The sequence below is a fragment of the Nocardiopsis sp. SBT366 genome (assembly GCF_001083815.1).
GTDB lineage: Bacteria > Actinomycetota > Actinomycetes > Streptosporangiales > Streptosporangiaceae > Nocardiopsis > Nocardiopsis prasina.
The window spans coordinates 1-17,885 of record NZ_LAVM01000056.1 but is presented as its reverse complement, the minus strand read 5'-3'; the positions used below and the strand labels follow the sequence as shown (position 1 = coordinate 17,885).

At 70.6% G+C, this 17,885-nt stretch carries 13 protein-coding genes; 7 read left to right on the top strand and 6 right to left on the bottom strand.

Annotation, left to right across the window (positions count from 1 at the left end; all coding sequences use genetic code 11):
• Positions 1-304 precede the first annotated feature (304 nt).
• Together ADX84_RS17345 and cysC are read right to left on the bottom strand one after the other, a co-directional pair.
• Entirely contained in the window at positions 305-1,063 is a 759-nt protein-coding gene (locus tag ADX84_RS17345; RefSeq protein WP_049575702.1) for a MazG family protein, read from the bottom strand.
• Positions 1,063-2,646 carry an adenylyl-sulfate kinase gene (gene cysC, locus ADX84_RS17340; protein WP_049575754.1) on the bottom strand — a complete coding sequence of 528 codons (1,584 nt, stop codon included), beginning with the start codon at positions 2,644-2,646 and terminating at the stop codon, positions 1,063-1,065. The genes ADX84_RS17345 and cysC overlap by 1 nt, the downstream gene beginning before the upstream one ends.
• Before the next feature lie 406 nt (positions 2,647-3,052).
• Between cysC and mfd the strand changes: the two genes are divergently transcribed.
• On the top strand, positions 3,053-6,664 hold the full coding sequence (mfd, locus tag ADX84_RS17335) for a transcription-repair coupling factor (RefSeq protein ID WP_049575699.1): 3,612 nt from the start codon (positions 3,053-3,055) through the stop codon (positions 6,662-6,664).
• Between the two features lie 102 nt (positions 6,665-6,766).
• Here the strand turns inward: mfd and ADX84_RS17330 are convergent, their stop codons facing one another.
• Entirely contained in the window at positions 6,767-8,365 is a 1,599-nt protein-coding gene (locus tag ADX84_RS17330; protein WP_049575694.1) for a DUF6350 family protein, read from the bottom strand.
• Positions 8,366-8,586: 221 nt separating this feature from the next.
• Here ADX84_RS17330 and ADX84_RS17325 point away from each other — a divergent pair, with 221 nt between their 5' ends.
• Positions 8,587-9,072 carry a DUF1707 domain-containing protein gene (locus ADX84_RS17325; protein ID WP_049575691.1) on the top strand — a complete coding sequence of 162 codons (486 nt, stop codon included), beginning with the start codon at positions 8,587-8,589 and terminating at the stop codon, positions 9,070-9,072.
• A gap of 91 nt (positions 9,073-9,163) precedes the next feature.
• On the opposite strand, the gene sucD is transcribed toward ADX84_RS17325, so the two are convergent.
• The 3 genes from sucD to ADX84_RS17310 form a co-directional block, all read right to left on the bottom strand.
• The gene (sucD, locus tag ADX84_RS17320) at positions 9,164-10,042 is read right to left on the bottom strand and encodes a succinate--CoA ligase subunit alpha (protein WP_017545891.1); all 879 of its coding nucleotides are present in this window, start codon (positions 10,040-10,042) and stop codon (positions 9,164-9,166) included.
• A gap of 12 nt (positions 10,043-10,054) precedes the next feature.
• Positions 10,055-11,236 carry an ADP-forming succinate--CoA ligase subunit beta gene (sucC, locus tag ADX84_RS17315; protein WP_049575688.1) on the bottom strand — a complete coding sequence of 394 codons (1,182 nt, stop codon included), beginning with the start codon at positions 11,234-11,236 and terminating at the stop codon, positions 10,055-10,057.
• A gap of 368 nt (positions 11,237-11,604) precedes the next feature.
• On the bottom strand, positions 11,605-12,015 hold the full coding sequence (locus ADX84_RS17310; RefSeq protein WP_017545893.1) for a cobalamin B12-binding domain-containing protein: 411 nt from the start codon (positions 12,013-12,015) through the stop codon (positions 11,605-11,607).
• Positions 12,016-12,149: 134 nt separating this feature from the next.
• Here ADX84_RS17310 and ADX84_RS17305 point away from each other — a divergent pair, with 134 nt between their 5' ends.
• The 5 genes from ADX84_RS17305 (at position 12,150) to ADX84_RS17285 (ending at position 16,554) form a co-directional block, all read left to right on the top strand.
• Positions 12,150-12,419 (top strand): hypothetical protein, encoded by a 270-nt coding sequence (locus tag ADX84_RS17305; RefSeq protein ID WP_049575686.1) that lies wholly within the window; start codon positions 12,150-12,152, stop codon positions 12,417-12,419.
• 52 nt (positions 12,420-12,471) lie between these two features.
• Complete coding sequence (locus ADX84_RS17300; protein WP_049575683.1) at positions 12,472-13,911, top strand: AlkA N-terminal domain-containing protein; 1,440 nt, start codon at positions 12,472-12,474, stop codon at positions 13,909-13,911.
• Entirely contained in the window at positions 13,908-14,477 is a 570-nt protein-coding gene (locus ADX84_RS17295) for a methylated-DNA--[protein]-cysteine S-methyltransferase (protein ID WP_049575680.1), read from the top strand. The genes ADX84_RS17300 and ADX84_RS17295 overlap by 4 nt, the downstream gene beginning before the upstream one ends.
• A gap of 137 nt (positions 14,478-14,614) precedes the next feature.
• Positions 14,615-15,601: a M23 family metallopeptidase gene (locus tag ADX84_RS17290; protein ID WP_049575677.1), complete on the top strand. Its 987-nt coding sequence runs from the start codon at positions 14,615-14,617 to the stop codon at positions 15,599-15,601.
• A gap of 155 nt (positions 15,602-15,756) precedes the next feature.
• The gene (locus tag ADX84_RS17285; RefSeq protein WP_049575674.1) at positions 15,757-16,554 is read left to right on the top strand and encodes a trypsin-like serine protease; all 798 of its coding nucleotides are present in this window, start codon (positions 15,757-15,759) and stop codon (positions 16,552-16,554) included.
• Positions 16,555-17,885 lie beyond the last annotated feature (1,331 nt).

Sequence of the window (17,885 nt, the reverse complement as noted above, 5' to 3'; positions counted from 1 at the left end):
AGATCAAACTGGGCGATTTGAGGGTTTTCAGAGTCAGGCCAGCGGGTCGTCCACTCCCGACTCGAACAGCACGGGGTCGAAGCCGCTGGGGCGCGGCCGAGTCACGGCAGATCGTCTTCGTCGACCTCACGGTGCCGTCCGTGCTCTCCTACGGCCTCAAGAGTGGTTGGTACGCGTGGCGCGCGGTCGCCCGGGACCGCTCCCCCGCGATCCGGCCCAACCGCCGAAGGGCTCCGCGAACGCCGCGCGGAAGACGTCGACGGCCCCGGGCAGTGAGCTGCCCGGGGCCGTCTTCGCCTGACGTCTACTCGCCCGTCTTCGACCAGTAGGCGCGCCACTGTTCGTCGGTGAGCTCGCGGGGCTCGTGCCCCTCGGCGCGAGCGGCCTCCTCGGCGGCGCGCACGCGGGTGTCGAAGCGACGGGCCGCCAAACGCAGGTCGGTCTCGGCGTCACGACCCTGGTCGCGCTCGGCGGCCACCGCCGCGAACAGCTCCCCGCCCTCGGAGCCGTCGTCGCCCACGAGGTCGGCGGGGAAGCCGTTGCGCACGGCCCGCTTCTGGAGTTCGTACGCCAGCAGCACGGCGGGCTGGGCGAAGGGCACCCCGTCCAGGACCGAGGTCTCACCCGTTCCGCCATTGGCCTTTGCCTTCTCGGCGCGCTCGGCGGCCTTGATGGCCTCCCAGTTCGACCACACCTCGTCGGTGCCGGACACGTCCTGGCCCCCGAACACATGGGGGTGGCGGCGGGTCATCTTGTCGATGATCGCGTCGGCGACGTCGTCCACGGTGAACCGGGCCGGGTCGCCCTCGGGGCGCTCGGCGCCGATCGCGGAGTGGAAGACCACCTGGAGCAGCACGTCACCGAGCTCCTCGCGCAGCTGCGGATAGTCACCGTCCTCGATGGTCTCCAGGGTCTCGTAGGACTCCTGGATGAGGAACTTCGCCAGGGACTCGTGGGTCTGCGTGCTGTCCCACGGGCACTCCCGGCGCAGCGTCTTCATCACCTCGACCAGGCGGAGCATCCGGTGCCCGGGCACCGGTGGGGTCGGGGCGTCGCTCGTCATCATTCCTCGCTCACGTGCTGGTCGGAGGGGAGCCAACCGCCCTCGCGCAGGGCGTCCAGCACCAGGGCCACGGACTCGGCGGGGTCCGCGCCCACGGTGTCGACGACCAGGTCGGCGTCGGTGGGCTCCTCGTAGGGGTCGGAGACCCCGGTGAACTCGGGGATCCGCCCCGCCCGCGCCTGGGCGTACAGGCCCTTGCGGTCGCGGGCCTCGCACTCCTCCAGGGGCGTGGCCACGTGCACCAGGAAGAAGTCCCCGAACTCCTCCACCATGGCACGGACCTCGGCCCGCCCGGCCGCGTACGGCGCGATCGGCGCGCACACCGCCACCCCGCCGTGGCGGGTGATCTCGGCGGCGACGTAGCCGATACGCCGGATGTTGAGTTCGCGGTCCTGCCGGGAGAAGGTCAGCCCCTTGGAGAGCACGCGCCGCACCACGTCGCCGTCGAGCAGGCTCACCGTGCGGCCCGAGCGTCGGACGCCGTCGCACACCCCCCGGGCGATGGTGGACTTGCCCGAACCGGACAGGCCCGTGAAGAGCAGGGTGAGGCCGCGACGGGTACGGGCGGGGCGCAGCCGCGCGAGTTCGGCGCCCACCCGTGCGGGGGTGAACCAGGAGGGGAGTTCGCGGCCGTGCGCGAGTTCCCCCGCGACCTCGTCGTCGGTCAGCTCAGCGAGGACCGTGCGCGGGTCGACGTGGGTGAGGGGTTTCCACAGCGCCTCGTTCGCGTCGTACCGCCACGGCTCGGGGTCCAGGACGGTCAGCGGCGGCCGCAGCGCCATGACCCGCTCGGTCTCGGGCGGGCTGCCGCCCGCCTCGACCAACAGGTGGGTGGCGCCGTAGGCGGCGGCGACGTGCCCGGCCAGCGCGGCGTCGCGTTCGGTCCACGCCCCGCCGAGCGTGCTCGTGGAGCGTGCTCCGGACCGGGGCAGGGTGACCACGGCGAACGACGTCCGGGGCGGCAGCAGCGGCTCGGCCGCCAGCACGGTCGCGGCCAGCCCCTCGTCGTGCAGCCCGGTGTCGACGATGACGAGGACCTCGGCGCGCCCGAGCGCCTCGGCCTCGGCGCGGATCTGGTGCAGGGCGCGGTGGTGCAGCGGCCGGTCGGTGACCACGGCGAGCAGGGGCCGGTCCGGGGTGGGCTCCAGCCCGCGCTGGGCGCGGACCTCGGCGGGGGTGGACCGCAGCTCCCGCAGGACCCCGTAGGTGGGCGGCCGCAGCAGGGTGACCTCTCCGGCCAGGTGGTGAACTCCGGCCTCACCGGGCGACTCCCAGCGCTCGCTCACCACGAGTTCGGCCAGCGGGGCACCCTCCAGGTCCGTGAGCGTGAGCCGCTCCTGTCCCGCCAGTTCCTCCGGCACCTCCAGGGTGACCGGAACCGGCCAGGGGCGGCCGTCGGGCAGGCGTCCCCGGAGCGCCACCGACTCCGCCTGTTCGCGGGTCATGAACCCGGCCAGCGGGTAGGCGCCGCTGAGGATGAGTTCCAAGTGGGCGAGGCCGTCCGGACCTGGGGCGAAGGCCGGGGCACTCGATCGGCCCGCGCCCCCGCCCGGCCCGCTCCCGTCTCTGTGGGCACTCACCACGCACATCCTCTTCTCTGTCCGTCCTGCGGGACCCTCCACGAGCGTCCAGCGTATGCCCGCCGGTCCCCACACCCCGGCGTCGAGGCCGTCGCTGCGGAATATCACCAGTTCAGGATGGGTTCGGTAGGAAGTGACCCTTCCGGTTCCCCGAGTGCGGGGGTGGGGCGCGGACGCGGCGGGACCCGAACGCCGCCCCCGCGACCGGCCCGCGTGTGACGGTGGTACTGGATAAGCTGAGAGAAGCCGGGTGGTCACGCCCATCGGCCGCCCACAACCGTCACCGTTCACGTACGGACCCGTCCCCACTCGCCTCGAGGGACGGCGGTAACCGTGCCCGCCGCACGCGGGTGTCGGCGTCAGGGCAGGACCCGACTCCTGAACCGGACCACTTCCAGTTTTTGGTGCTATGAGCCTCATTGGACTTCTCGCCGACGTCTCCAAGGACCCGGCACTGCACAGTGCGATCGAGACCGCCCGGAGCGGCCGCGATCCCCACCTCGACCTCGTCGCCCCGGCGGCACTGCGCCCCTTCATGGTGGGGGCGCTGGCCGCTGACTCCCCCGTGGGCGCGAACCGGCCGGTGCTCGCCGTCACCGCCACCGAGCGGGAGGCCGCCGACCTCACCGACGCGCTCGGCTCGCTGCTGCCCGCGGACTCGGTCGCGCTCTTCCCCGCCTGGGAGACGCTCCCGCACGAAAGGCTCTCCCCGCGCTCGGACACCGTGGGCCAGCGCCTCGCGGTGCTGCGCCGTCTGGCGCACCCGGACCCCTCGGACCCGCTCACCACGCCGCTGCGCGTGGTGGTGGCCCCGGTCCGCAGCGTCCTCCAGCCGCTGGTCGCAGGGCTCGGCGACCTCGAACCCGTCCGTATCCGGCCCGGTGACGAGGCCTCTCTTGAGGACGTGGTCAGCTCCCTGACCAACACCGGCTACGCCCGCGTGGACCTGGTGGAGAAGCGCGGCGACATGGCCGTGCGCGGCGGCATCCTGGACGTCTTCCCGCCCACCGAGGAGCACCCGCTCCGGTTGGAGTTCTGGGGCGACACCGTCGAGGACATCCGTTACTTCCAGGTGGCCGACCAGCGCTCCATCACCCCCGGCGAGACCGGCGAGGCCGCCGACTCCCGCGCCGCCTCCGGCCTGTTCGCCCCGCCCTGCCGTGAGCTGCTGCTCACCGACACCGTGCGCGAGCGCGCCCGCGCCCTGGCCGCCGAACACCCCTCGCTGGCCGAGGTGCTCAACAAGATCGCCGACGGCGTCTCGGTCGAGGGCATGGAGGCCTTCGCCCCGGTGCTCGCCGAACGCATGGAACCCTTCCTGGAGTACCTGCCGAAGAACGCCATGGTGCTGGGCTGCGACCCCGAGCGCATCCGCACCCGCGCCGTGGAGCTGGAGGCCACCAGCGCCGAGTTCCTGGACGCCTCCTGGATCAACGCCGCCTCCGGCGGTGAGGCCCCCATCGACCTCGGCGAGTCCGCCTACATGGCCATCTCCGATCTGCGCTCGGTCGCGACCGGGCTGGGCCTGCCCTGGTGGGGTCTGACCCCCTTCAGCGCCGGTGAGGGCACCGGGCAGGACCCGAGCGAGGAGGACGACGCGGTCGTGGTGGGCGCGGTGCCCGCCGACTCCTACCGCGGCGACACCGAGCGCGCCCTGGCCGACGTCAAGAGCTGGCTGCACGACAACTGGAGCGTCGTGCTGGTCACCCAGGGGCACGGCCCGGCCGAACGCCTGGTGGCCATGCTCAGGGACGCGGGGCTGGGCGCCACGCTCGCCGCCGACCTGGCCGAGCCGCCCAAGGAGGCGATCGCCACCGTCACCACCGGCCTGGTCGACCACGGCTTCCTACTGCGGTCGGTGCACACGGTGGTCCTCACCGAGACCGACCTCGTGGGGCAGAAGTCCTCCACCCGCGACATGCGCCGCATGCCCAGCCGCCGCAAGGGCACGGTCGACCCCCTCCAGCTCAAGCCCGGCGACTACGTCGTGCACGAACAGCACGGCGTGGGCCGCTACCTGGAGATGGTCAGCCGCCAGATCCAGGGCGCCACCCGCGAGTACCTGCTCATCGAGTACGCGCCCTCCAAGCGCGGCCAGCCCGGCGACCGCCTGTTCGTTCCCACCGAGCAGCTCGGCGAGGTCACCCGGTACGTGGGCGGCGAGGCGCCGACGCTGTCCAAGATGGGCGGCGCCGAGTGGAGCAAGGCCAAGAGCCGGGCCCGCAAGGTGGTCCGCGAGATCGCCGGGGACCTCATCCGCCTGTACTCGGCGCGACAGGCCTCCCCCGGGCACGCGTTCGGACCGGACACCCCGTGGCAGAACGAGCTGGAGGACGCCTTCCCCTACGTGGAGACGCCCGACCAGCTGGCCGCCATCGACGAGGTCAAGAAGGACATGTCGAAGTCGGTCCCGATGGACCGGTTGATCTGCGGCGACGTGGGTTACGGCAAGACCGAGGTGGCGGTGCGCGCCGCGTTCAAGGCGGTGCAGGACGGCAAGCAGGTGGCGCTGCTGGTGCCCACCACCCTGCTGGTCCAGCAGCACCTGTCCACGTTCACCGAGCGCTACGCGTCCTTCCCCGTCAAGGTCAAGCCGATGTCGCGGTTCCAGACCGACGGCGAGGTCGAGCTGACCCGCGAGGGCCTGCGCTCCGGCGAGGTGGACGTGGTGATCGGCACGCACCGGCTCCTGTCGCAGGAGACCCGCTTCAAGGACCTGGGCCTGGTCATCATCGACGAGGAACAGCGCTTCGGAGTGGAGCACAAGGAGGCCCTGAAGCGGCTGCGCACCCAGGTCGACGTACTGGCGATGTCGGCCACGCCCATCCCGCGCACCCTGGAGATGGGCCTGACGGGCATCCGCGAGATGACCACGATCCTCACTCCGCCCGAGGAGCGCCACCCGGTGCTCACCTTCGTGGGGCCCTACGAGGACAAGCAGATCACCGCGGCGATCCGGCGCGAGCTGATGCGTGAGGGACAGGTGTTCTTCGTGCACAACCGGGTGGCGTCCATCGACAAGGTGGCCGCCTCCATCAAGCGCCTGGTCCCCGAGGCCCGGGTGGCCTACGCGCACGGCCAGATGAACGAGCAGCAGCTCGAGAAGGTCATGGTCGACTTCTGGGAGAAGAACTTCGACGTGCTGGTCTCCACGACCATCGTCGAGTCCGGCCTGGACGTGCCCAACGCCAACACGCTCATCATCGACCGGGCCGACACCTACGGGCTGTCCCAGCTGCACCAGCTGCGCGGCCGTGTGGGCCGTGGCCGTGAGCGCGCCTACGCGTACTTCCTGTACCCGCCGGAGCGCCCGCTCACCGAGACCGCCTACGAACGGCTCGCCACCGTCGCCCAGCACACCGAGACCGGTGCGGGCATGTACGTGGCCATGAAGGACCTGGAGATCCGCGGCGCGGGCAACATCCTGGGCGCGGAGCAGTCCGGGACCATCGCGGGCGTGGGCTTCGACCTGTACGTGCGCATGGTCGGTGAGGCCGTGGCCGAGCTCAAGGGCGACCCGGAGGCGGTGGCCGAGGTCGAGACCAAGGTGGAGCTGCCGATCAACGCGCACATCCCGCACGACTACGTCCCGGGCGAGCGCCTGCGTCTGCAGTCGTACAAGCGGATCGCCAGCGTCACCAGCGAGCAGGACATCCTCGCCGCCTACGAGGAGCTCACCGACCGCTTCGGCACACCGCCGCAGCAGGTGGACAACCTCATGGCGGTGGCCCGGTTCCGGGTGCTGGCCAAGTCCGCGGGGCTGGCCGACGTGGTCATGCAGGGCAACCAGATCCGGTTCTCCCCGGTGGAGCTGCGCGAGTCGCAGGAACTGAGGCTGCGGCGGATGTACCCGAGGTCCATCCAGAAGGAGTCCGCGAAGACCCTCCTGGTACCGGTCCCCAAGGCGGGCGGGTTGGGCGGCAAGCCGCTGCGCGACCTCGAACTCCTCAAGTGGTGCTCCGACCTCGTGAACTCCATCTTCGAGCCCGACAAGCGCCGGGTCGCCCCCAAGGGCGACTGACGGCCCGAGAGACGGCCCGAGAGGCGGCGGAGGGCACGGCCGGTGGCCGTGCCCTGCGTCGTCTCCGGGTTCGGGAGCGGTCTCCTCCCCGGGCTTCCCGCCTCAGTCGCGCCGGTCCGCGTCTTCGGGAACGGCCTCGTAGGTGATGCCGTACATCTGTTCCTCCGACTCCTCGTCCGCGCGGCCGCGACGCCACCAGCCGCCCTCGGCGCGCCGGTCCGCGCGGCGCTGCCCCCGCAGCTCCCGGCGGGCCTCCCTGCGCGCCTGCCGCTCCACCACGCGGTCGCGCCTACGGGCCTGCCGCACACGGCGCAGCACCGCCCGGCGTTCGGCGATGGTCGGCTCCGGCGCCTCCTCCACCACCTTCTCCTCGCGCTCCGCCTCGCGGGGGCGCAGCGCCGTGACGGTGGCCAGCCCCTTGCCGACCGGGACGTCCTCGGGCAACTCCACCACGGGCACGGCGGGTTCGGGGGTCGGCTCGTCCGCGGCCTCCTCCCGCTCCGCGGCCACCTCACGGGACTGCTTGCGGGTGTACCACCAGTTGGCGATCCAGGCCGCCACCGCCGCCGCCACCCCGACCTCGAGGGCGGCCACCACTCCCACCTGCCAGGCCGAGGGGCCCATGTCGCTGAGCCGCTGCGCCCCCAACGAACCGCCCGCCACCCCGGCCAGGGCCGCGAACAACAGGCCCGTCGTCACACCGCACACGAACCCCCACAGGGGCGCCGCCTCGCTGACCACGTCGGGCGCGCTGCGCTGGGTCAGCACGCCGCCGATCGCTCCCGCCACGAACGGCACCGCCAGCGCGCCCAGGGACAGCACCGGGGCGGCGCCGTTGGAGGGCAGCGCCGCGAGCATCGGCAGCGCCGGAACGGCGCCCACCGAAACCTCCGTCGGCGCGACCACCGTGGACGCACCCATCGCGAACCCGGGGCCGAGCGCGTAACAGACCGCGAACACCACCGCGTTGGGCAGGTACGCCAACTGCACGATCAGCAGGAGCGAACCGCCGACCACCCCCGGGCCCAGCGAGCGCGTGATCTCGACCGCCTCCGGGAGGTTCGTCCCCAGCGCCACCAGGAACAGCACCAGCCCCCCGACCAGCAGGGTTCCCGTGGACGCGAGCATGCCCACCAGCAGCGACCTCGTCCGCGCGGGCATGAGGTCGAGAAGGTCGCGTGCGGCCACTCCCTTGTCCCGCATGAGCTGGCGCAGCACCCCCAGTCCGCCCGCGATGAACGCGATCACGAACCCCATGAGGAGGGCGCGCGGCATGCTGGGCACGGCCTCGTCCGTGCGGGCCAGGAGCGCGAGCGTGCCCGCGATCGCCGCGTAGGGACCGGCGATGGCCAGCGCCGCCCGGTGCACGTGCCGCAGCCGCTCGATCACGCAGCAGCCCGCCAGCCATCGGCCGAACCGGTACAGCAGCATCCCCGGCAGCAGGACCAGACCCATCGGCAGCAGGCTGATCTGTCCCTCCGCGATGGAGAAGGACACGTGGTGGCCCACCAGCCAGGCCAGCACGGCACCGCGCAGCAGGTCCGCGATGTCCTCGCCGAAGGTGTCGTGGGGCGCCGCCACCCATCCGGCCATGGTGAGCGTGACGATCACCGCCAGGCCGATGCCCGCAGCCGAAGCCGCGGCCACCCCGCCCGTGGAGTAGATCGGTCGGCCCGCCGCCTCCGGCGGTGAGTCGGGCACACTCCCGGAGGCCCCGTCGCTGGTGCTCGTGGACCGCTTCGACTGTCGGCCTCGGTCGGGGGGAGATCCTGGCGTACTCACCCGACTTATGCTGCCAGGGACCGGAATGCTCCGTGGTATCCGGGCCACGCGTGTCGTGTGCGCGTCACCACGACGGAACGCCCCACAAACGCGATACGTCGTAAGATGAGACCCCGCTCCCCCCGCACCAAGGACGCCACATGGCAGAACTCGAACCCGACCGCAGCTACCGGCTGTCCGACACCGAACGCGACGAGGCTCTCGGGAAACTGCGCGTGGCGTTCGAGGAGGGACGGCTCGACACCGAGGAGCACGAGTACCGCTCGGACGTCGCCCTCAGGGCGGTGAACAACGCCGACCTCGTCCCGCTCTTCGACGACCTGCCGCGCAGACTCGCCCCCAGCTCGGTCGCCGAACCCGAACCGGCCCACCCGTCCTCCGAGACCTCCCCCGCCGTCCCCGACGAGGACGGGTCCGAGGTCACCGAGAAGGACCGGGGCGTGAACATCGGCGGACTCCTCGGCTGGGGCGGCTTCCTCCTGCTCGTGTGGGGCACGCCCTCGTTCGTCAGCGGCAACGTCTACGCCATCACGGTCTTCCTCGGGTTCTTCTGCCTCATGGTCGTCGGCCCCCTCGTCGGGCAGCTCATCTCCCAACGCCGACGGCGCGACCAGCTCGGCGACTGAACCCCGCACACGAAACGGCTCCGCCCCACCGACCGGATCACCGGCGGCGGGGCGGAGCCGTGCTGAACGAGCGCCCTGCGGGGCACGTCCCCTAGAAGAGGTCGCGCACCAGCTGAGCGGTCTCGCTCGGGGTCTTGCCGACCTTGACGCCAACGGCCTCGAGGGCCTCCTTCTTGGCGGCGGCCGTACCGGAGGAGCCCGAGACGATGGCGCCGGCGTGGCCCATGGTCTTGCCCTCCGGGGCGGTGAAGCCAGCGACGTAGCCGACGACCGGCTTGGTCACGTTGGCCTTGATGAAGTCGGCCGCGCGCTCCTCGGCGTCGCCACCGATCTCACCGATCATCACGATCACGTCGGTGTCCGGGTCGGCCTCGAAGGCCGCCAGGGCGTCGATGTGCGTGGTGCCGATGATCGGGTCGCCACCGATGCCGACGGCGGACGAGAAGCCGATGTCGCGCAGCTCGTACATCATCTGGTAGGTGAGCGTGCCCGACTTCGAGACCAGGCCGATGCGACCCGGCTTGGCGATGTCGGCCGGGATGATGCCGGCGTTGGACTGGCCCGGGGTGATGAGACCGGGGCAGTTCGGGCCGACGATGCGGGTCTTGTTGCCCTTGGAGCCGGCGTAGGCCCAGAAGGCGGCGGTGTCGTGGACCGGGATGCCCTCGGTGATCACGACGGCCAGACCGATCTCGGCGTCGATCGCCTCGACGACGGCGTCCTTGGAGAACTTCGGCGGAACGAAGATCACGGTGACGTCGGCGCCGGTGGCGGCCATGCCGTCGGCGACGGAGCCGAAGACGGGCACCTCGGTGCCGTCGAAGTCGACGCTCTGCCCGGCCTTGCGCGGGTTCACGCCACCAACGATGTTGGTGCCGGACGCGAGCATACGGCGGGTGTGCTTGGTGCCCTCAGAGCCGGTCATGCCCTGGACGAGCACCTTGCTGTCCTTGTTGAGGAAGATAGCCATGGTGTGTTGTCCCTACTTCGCCGCGAGCTCGGCGGCCTGAGCGGCGGCGCCGTCCATCGTGTCGACCCGACGAACGGCCGGGTGGGCGCGCTCGTCGAGGATCTGGCGGCCCAGTTCGGCGTTGTTGCCGTCCAGGCGCACGACCAGCGGCTTGCTGACGTCGTCGCCGCGCTGCTCCAGGAGCTCCAGAGCCTGCACGATGCCGTTGGCGACCGCGTCGCAGGCGGTGATGCCACCGAAGACGTTGACGAAGACGCTCTTGACGTCCGGGTCGCCCAGGATGATCTCCAGGCCGTTCGCCATCACCTCGGCGGAGGCGCCGCCACCGATGTCGAGGAAGTTGGCGGGCTTGACGCCACCGTGGTCCTCACCGGCGTAGGCGACCACGTCCAGGGTCGACATGACCAGACCGGCACCGTTACCGATGATGCCGACCTCGCCTTCGAGCTTGACGTAGTTGAGGCCCTTGGCCTTGGCGGCGACCTCGAGCGGGTCACCCTCCTCGGCGAAGGTCAGGCTCTCGAGGTCCTGGCGGAACTCGGCGTTCTCGTCCAGGGTCACCTTGCCGTCGAGGGCGACGACCCGGCCGTCCTTGGTCAGGATGAGCGGGTTCACCTCCACGAGGGTGGCGTCCTTGCCCACGAAGGCGTCCCACAGCTTGGAGACGATCTCCGTGGCACCCGCGGCGGCGGCCTCGGGCAGGTTGCCCGCCTTGACGATCTCCGCGGCGACGTCGGCCGGGGCGCCCTTCAGGGCGTCGATCGAGATCTTGGCGACGGCGTCGGGGTTGGTCTCGGCGACCTCCTCGATCTCCATGCCGCCCTCTTTGGAGCAGATGGAGAGGAAGTTGCGGTTGGCGCGGTCGAGCAGGAAGGAGAAGTAGTACTCCTCGGCGATGTCACTCGCCTCCTCGACGAGGACACGGTGGACCGTGTGGCCCTTGATGTCCATGCCAAGGATCTGCCCGGCCTTGGCCTCGGCGTCCTCGGGGCCCTCGGCCACCTTGACGCCGCCGGCCTTACCGCGACCACCGGTCTTGACCTGGGCCTTCACGACGACGCGGGGCTTGCCCGCGGCGGCGAACTCATCGGCGATGGCACGCGCCTCAGCGACCGTGCTCGCCACCTTCCCCTGGGGTACGGGAACCCCGTACTCTGCGAAGAGTTGCTTCGCCTGGTATTCGAACAGGTCCACGAGGGTCCGTCCTTGTAACTCGCTGGCTCAAGTGTGTACCGGGGTGGCGTGTCGATCGGCGTGACGCACTGAAAGGGGTGTCACGCCACGACGCAGAGCCCCGTTGGGGGTGAGCCGCCTACAGAGATCGAGATCGCCGCGGCGTTGCCACCCGCGACATGCGCAAAGCTTAGTCGCCCGTCGTCTGGCCGCCGGACACCAGGGTCGCGTTCACCCCATGGTCTTGCGCACAAATGCCGCTCATGCGGCGTTGCGGCCCCTCCGACTTGGGAAGATATGTGACGAGAGACACCGCTGATAACACCGGTTCGGGGTCGATTCGCCCTGGATCGGCCCCCTGACGAACTGCGACGAAGGTCACGAACCCCTCAGGCGGCGTGCGCGGGCCGGATGTTCTCGCGCACCCACTCCGCGATCTCGGCGGTCGGCGCCCCGGGTGTGAAGATCCGGGCGACCCCCATCGCCTCCAGCTCCGCGATGTCGGAGTCGGGGATGATGCCCCCTCCGAAGACCCTGATGTCGGTGGCGTCGTTCTCCCGGAGCAGCTCCATGACCCGACCGAACATCGTCATGTGGGCGCCCGAGAGCACCGACAGGCCGATGGCGTCGGCGTCCTCCTGGAGCGCGGCGGCGACGATCATCTCCGGGGTCTGACGCAGACCGGTGTAGATGACCTCCACCCCGGCGTCACGCAGGACCCGGGCGACGATCTTGACCCCCCGGTCGTGCCCGTCCAGTCCCGGCTTCGCGACGACGACGCGCGCGGCGGCCTCGGCCATGGCGTACCCCTCACTACGTTCCCCTCGGGCGCCCCTTGTGAGGGCCCTCCCCGCGGGGGGAGATGATCGACTCGTGTGAAGAGTAACCCAGGTCACTCGCGGGTGCGGGGCACGGGGGCGGGTATCGTCCGAGGATGGATGACGGATTCGAACAGACCAGTACCGAGGACCTGCGGGAACGCGCCCTGGACCTGGCGCGCAGGCGCTGGGACGTGGGCTTCCTCTGGCGGCTGCTGCGCCTGATCCCCGCCGCCGAGGCCGCCGCGGGCAACCCCGAGGCCAGTGAGGCCAGCGTCGCCCAGGCCACCGGGCTCCTCTACGAGGCGTTCTCGGCGGAGCACGACCCCAAGGTCCACGAGGCGCTGCGCCCGGTCTACATCGACTACCTCACCAGCGAGGACTGACCCGACCTACGTGTCCGAAAACCGCCAGCACGCCTCGTCGGAATCGACGAACATGGTGGTTGTGATGGACGACGAGCAGCGCTACAGAGCGGTACGGAGCAGGGACTCCCGTTTCGACGGGGTCTTCTACACCGCCGTGCGCACCACCGGCATCTACTGCCGCCCGAGCTGCCCGGCGGTGACCCCGCGCCGGGAGAACGTCCGGTTCTACCGCACCGCGGCCGCCGCGCAGGAGTCGGGGTTCCGCGCCTGCAAACGGTGTCGGCCGGACACGGTTCCCGGCTCCCCCGAGTGGAACGTGCGGGCCGACGTCGTGGGCCGGGCGATCCGGCTGATCCACGACGGCGCCGTGGACCGCGGGGGTGTGGGCGCCCTCGCGGAGAACGTCGGCTACAGCGAACGCCAGCTGAACCGGCTGCTCACGGCCGAGGTCGGCGCGGGGCCCCTGGCCCTGGCGCGGGCCGAGCGCACACACACCGCCCGCGTCCTCGTGGAGACCACCGACATGCCCATGGCGGACGTCGCGTTCGCCTCCGGGTTCAGCAGCGTGCGCCAGTTCAACGAGACGATGCGGGCGGTCTTCGACCGTTCCCCTTCCCAGATGCGCGCGACCACCCGCAGGGCGGCGCCGACCCCGGGCGGGATCGTGCTGCGGCTCCCCTACCGGGGACCGATCGATCTGGAGGGGATGCTCTCCTTCCTCGGCGCCCGTGCGGTTCCGGGCGTGGAGGGGTTCGACGGCTCCTACCGTCGGACCCTGCGCCTGCCCCACGGACCCGGCGTCGTCGAACTCTCCGCCGGCTCCGACCACGTCCTGTGCCGACTGTGGCTCACCGACCCCAGCGATCTGACCAGCGCCGTACGCCGCTGCCGGAGCCTCCTGGACCTGGACGCCGACCCTGACGCGGTCGCCGAGGTCCTGGGGCCCGACCCGGTACTCGGCCCCGTGCTGCGTCAGCGTCCCGGAACCCGCGCTCCGGGCCACGTGGACCCCGCCGAACTCGCGGTCCGCGCGGTCCTCGGCCAGCAGGTGTCGGTCAAGGCCGCGCGTACCCTGGCAGGACGGCTGGTGTCCCGCTACGGGGAACCGCTGCCCTCCGGGCTCGGCGACCTGTTCCCCGAACTCACGCACACGTTCGCCTCCCCGGACTCCCTGGCCGGTGCCGATCCCACCGGGATGTCCATCCCCGTCTCACGGGGCAGGGCTCTGACCACGATGGCCGGGGCGATCGCCTCCGGCCGTGTGGACCTGGGTCCGGGCTGCGACCGGGACGAGGCGCAGCGACAACTGATGGAACTGCCCGGGATCGGCCCGTGGACCGCCGGATACGTCCGGATGCGCGGCCTGGGCGACCCGGACGTCTTCCTGTCCACGGACCTCGGCGTCCGCCAGGCCCTGAAGCAGGAGGCCGAGCCCGAGGCCTGGAGCCCGTGGCGTTCCTACGCGACCCACCTCCTGTGGGCGTCACTCAGCCTGAAGGAGTCAGCATGATCACCGAACAGGACACACTTCCCATGGACCTGGAGCAGCCCGCTCCGTCCCGCGAGACCGCGGTGACGTTCCGTTCGCCGCTGCCCGGCCCGACCCGCCACGGCACGATGGACTCACCCCTGGGCGAGCTGACGCTCTTCGGTGACGGCGAGGCCCTCGGCGGCCTCCTGACGCCGCCCCAACAGGGAACGCGTGCCATCCCGTCCGAGTGGGTGGCCGACGAGGGCTCCTTCACCGAGGTGAGGAAGCAGCTGGCCGCCTACTTCGCCGGGGAGCTCCAGCACTTCGACCTGCCACTCGCTCCCTCCGGGACGCCCTGGCAGCTCCAGGTGTGGCGGGCGCTGACCACCATCCCCTATGGGGAGACCTCCAGCTACGGCCAGCTCGCCCGGGAACTGGGCCGACCCACCGCGTCCCGCGCCGTGGGCATGGCCAACGGGCGGAACCCGATCAGCGTCATCGTTCCGTGCCACCGGATCATCGGCGCCGATGGGAAGCTGACCGGCTACGCCGGGGGCCTGGAGCGCAAGGAGTTCCTGCTGGCGCTGGAGAGAACCACTCGGTAGGGAACCAACCAAACAAGGGGTGTCGCCGGAGAAAGTTTCCGGAACACCCCTTGTCCGCTTGTGGGGGCCTGGTTACTCTGCGGTAGCCACGAGCTTGTGGTGTCACACCCCGTTCGCTCGACTCCCCAGGAGAAGCGTTGACACTACCCACCACCCCCCTGGTACTGACCGCCTCGGTCGCGCTGGTCGTCACCTCCATGACCCCCGCGACGGCACAGACCGAACCCCTGAGCACCGCCGCCAACGTGGAGATCCTCACCGAGGTGGCCGAAGACCTCCCCACCACCACGTCCTCCCTGGCCGACTCGGTCATCGAGGACGTCCTGGCGGAACGCTCCACGGAGCTGTCCACCCTCGCCGCCCAGGACCGGGACGTGCGGGTCGACATCCGTGAGGCCAACGACGAGGCCGCCTTCGGTGTCGCCATCGTCACCGCCCCCGAGATCGAGGGCGAGGACCCCCACGCCTGGTTGTTCGCGGCCGAACTCGACGGCGCGACCTGGGACATCGGCCTCGAGGGCACCGAGGACTTCTCCCAGATCCTCGCCGAGTCGGCCCTGATGGACACCGAGCAGCGCGAGACCGTCGCGGCCTCCACGGACCCGGACCAGCTCTCCCCGATGGCCTACACCGGGGTGGGTCTGCCGTTCTCCATCGGCACCTCGATGATCATGACCGGCGGCCCGCACGGGTTCAGCGGCGGCCCCCCGTACAGCTCCGTGGACTTCGCCGGAGGCAACGGCCAGGCCCGCGCGGCCCGGGGCGGCTACGCCTACTCGCTCTGCTCCGGCTGGACCCGGGTCATCCACGACAACGGATACTCCACGGACTACTACCACCTGGAGGACTACCAGTGGCTGCCCGGTAACGACGTGGGCACCGGCCACTACCTGGGTACCCAGGGCAACAGCCTCTGCGCGGGCGGCTCGACCACCGGCGCGCACATCCACTTCTCCCTGCGCGGCTACACGGACCCGAACGCCGCAGGTTGGTACGTGGCGCTGAACGGCCTCACCCTGGGCGGCTGGACCTTCGTCGAGGGCGCCAACTACGGCGGCTACGCCTACCGCGACGGGGTGGGCACCGTCTACCCGGGCGGTTCGATGCACAACTACGGCTTCTGAAGTCGAAGCGCCCGGCTGCCCGGCCGGGCGCTTCACCTCCGTTCGTACCCCGCAAGGGCGCGACTTTCGTAGCCGCAGGCTAGCTCTCGCGGCCGATGCCCCGACGGGGGCGGCCCCCCTAGGTTCGTGTGCAGACCACAACCGAAGGGACGGACATGATCAGGAACAGCCGAGTGTTGGGGACGATCGGAGCCGCGGCGCTGCTGGGCCCGTTGGCGCTGGCCCCTCCCGCCTCCGCCATCATCGGCGGGGTCGACGCCACCGAGGAGTACCCGTTCGTGACCGCCCTGTTCGACGACCAGGGCCTGCACTACTGCGGGGGTTCGCTGATCGACGAGCAGTGGGTGCTCACCGCCGCCCACTGCTCCGACTTCGACCTGCTCGGCACGGAGAAGATCTCAGTGCGGGTGGGCAGCAACCATCGCGACGAGGGCGGCAGCGAACGCGAGGTGGTCGACGTGGTCCAGCACCCGGACTACGAGGCGCAGGACGTCAGCGACGACCCCGACTACCCCCACTCGTTCCTCCTGGTGCGCAAGGACATCTCACTCCTCAAGCTGGACTCCCCGGTCGAGCAGACCCCCATCCGCATCGCCGAGGACCGGCCGGCCCCGGGCACCGAGGTGCGTGCCCTCGGCTGGGGCGTGGTCGACGAGCTCGGCCAGGTACCCAAGCCGGAGATCCTCCAGCAGATCGACACCGAGATCGTGCCCGACGACCGCTGCGCGGAGCTCGACGAGGACCTCTGCTCCGAACACCCCACTGAACAGGCGCAGGTCTGCTCGACCGACTCCGGTAGCCCCATGATCCGCGGCACCGAGGACGGCTGGGAACTGGTCGGCCTGGTCAGCCGCGACGGCGACTACGACGAGAGCGTCGCCTGCGTGGGCCCGTGGGTCTTCACCGAAACGGCCAAGCACAACGCTTGGGCCACCGACACGATCAGGAAGTAGCCAGAGCGGGGCCGCAGGTGAAAACCCCTGGGGCCGCAGGCCACCTGGGGGTTCGTCTGTGGTTGCTGTTCGCTGTGGGTTCTGGGGTTGGGGTGCTGTAGCGGGAGGGTTCTACGGTCTGTGGTTGCTGTAGCGGGAGGGTTCTGGGGTTGTGGTTGCTGTAGCGGGAGGGTTCTACGGCCAACCCGTTTTTCCCATTAGCTGAAGTGGTCGGGTGCTGCTTACTGCGTACCCCTTGGGGCTGAACTTTCCAATCAGGGCGGGGTGGGTGGATGGTGCTGTGCCCGCACCGCACTTGGCGGATGAGCAGACCAGTGACCGTCTGGTAGGTCAGGGCCAAGTACGGCGACGGGCCACCCCCCAGGACAACCGACGTGTTCGAGAAGAACGTGTCCCCAGCACTGGCGAAAACCCCCGCCGTCTGAGCGCCGACCACCGCACTCCCGCCAACCCGCACCACCGAGCGAAGCGCGTACCTGCACCTCTGTACCCCGCTGTGTCTGAGGGGGTTTGCGCCGTGCGGGTTCAACCAGCGGGGACGAGGCTTCAAACAAACCCTCGGGGGCTGAGGCGGCTGCACACCTGCACGCGCACACCCCCTGGGACCTGAGGGGGTTGGTGCCGTGCGGGTCACTACAGCGCACGGTTGCGCTTCAAACCCCGCACGGGCCGGGGCAGCGCACAGGTGCCCCCCTGTGGCCGAGGGGGTTGGTGCGCACGGGCTACTACCGCCCCCGCCCCGGGTGGTTGAACGTGCGCGGTGCGCAGATCCCCCAGCGCCAAGGGGTTCGCTTGAACCTCATCACGCGCTGTAGTGACCCGCACGGCGCAACGCACCTCAGACCCTGGGGGTCTAGAAACGGTTGGTGGTGTGCCCGCCTGGGTGTGTGCGGGTTGGCCGTAGAGCGGTAAACGGTGCTTAGACGGCGGGGGTTTTCGCCAGAGGTGGGGACACGCATCTCTAGAACACACCAGTAGTCCTGGGGGGTGGCCCGTCGCCGTACTTGGCCCTGACCTACCAGACGTGCCACTCAACAGCACGACCGCCAAGTGCGGTGCGGGCACAGCACCATCCACCCACCCCGCCCTGATTGGAAAGTTCGGCCCCAAGGGGTACGCAGTAAGCAGCACCCGACCGCCTTCAGCTAATGGGAAAAACGGGTTGGCCGTAGAACCCTCCCGCTAAAGCAACCACAACCCCAGAACCCACAGCGAACAACAACCCCAACCCTCAAGGCCGCGCACCCAACCAACACCCACACCAACGCCCACACCCCCAGTAGCCCTCGACCCCCCGGGCTTCTCCCATCCCCCAACCCAGAAACCACAAC

Bases quoted from the DNA above. Each gene is read 5' to 3' on its own strand.
- ADX84_RS17345 (WP_049575702.1), bottom strand. From the start codon at position 1,063: ATGACGAGCGACGCCCCGACCCCACCGGTGCCCGGGCACCGGATGCTC.
- mfd (WP_049575699.1), top strand. From the start codon at position 3,053: ATGAGCCTCATTGGACTTCTCGCCGACGTCTCCAAGGACCCGGCACTG.
- ADX84_RS17325 (WP_049575691.1), top strand. From the start codon at position 8,587: ATGGCAGAACTCGAACCCGACCGCAGCTACCGGCTGTCCGACACCGAA.
- sucD (WP_017545891.1), bottom strand. From the start codon at position 10,042: ATGGCTATCTTCCTCAACAAGGACAGCAAGGTGCTCGTCCAGGGCATG.
- ADX84_RS17310 (WP_017545893.1), bottom strand. From the start codon at position 12,015: ATGGCCGAGGCCGCCGCGCGCGTCGTCGTCGCGAAGCCGGGACTGGAC.
- ADX84_RS17305 (WP_049575686.1), top strand. From the start codon at position 12,150: ATGGATGACGGATTCGAACAGACCAGTACCGAGGACCTGCGGGAACGC.
- ADX84_RS17300 (WP_049575683.1), top strand. From the start codon at position 12,472: ATGGTGGTTGTGATGGACGACGAGCAGCGCTACAGAGCGGTACGGAGC.
- ADX84_RS17295 (WP_049575680.1), top strand. From the start codon at position 13,908: ATGATCACCGAACAGGACACACTTCCCATGGACCTGGAGCAGCCCGCT.
- ADX84_RS17285 (WP_049575674.1), top strand. From the start codon at position 15,757: ATGATCAGGAACAGCCGAGTGTTGGGGACGATCGGAGCCGCGGCGCTG.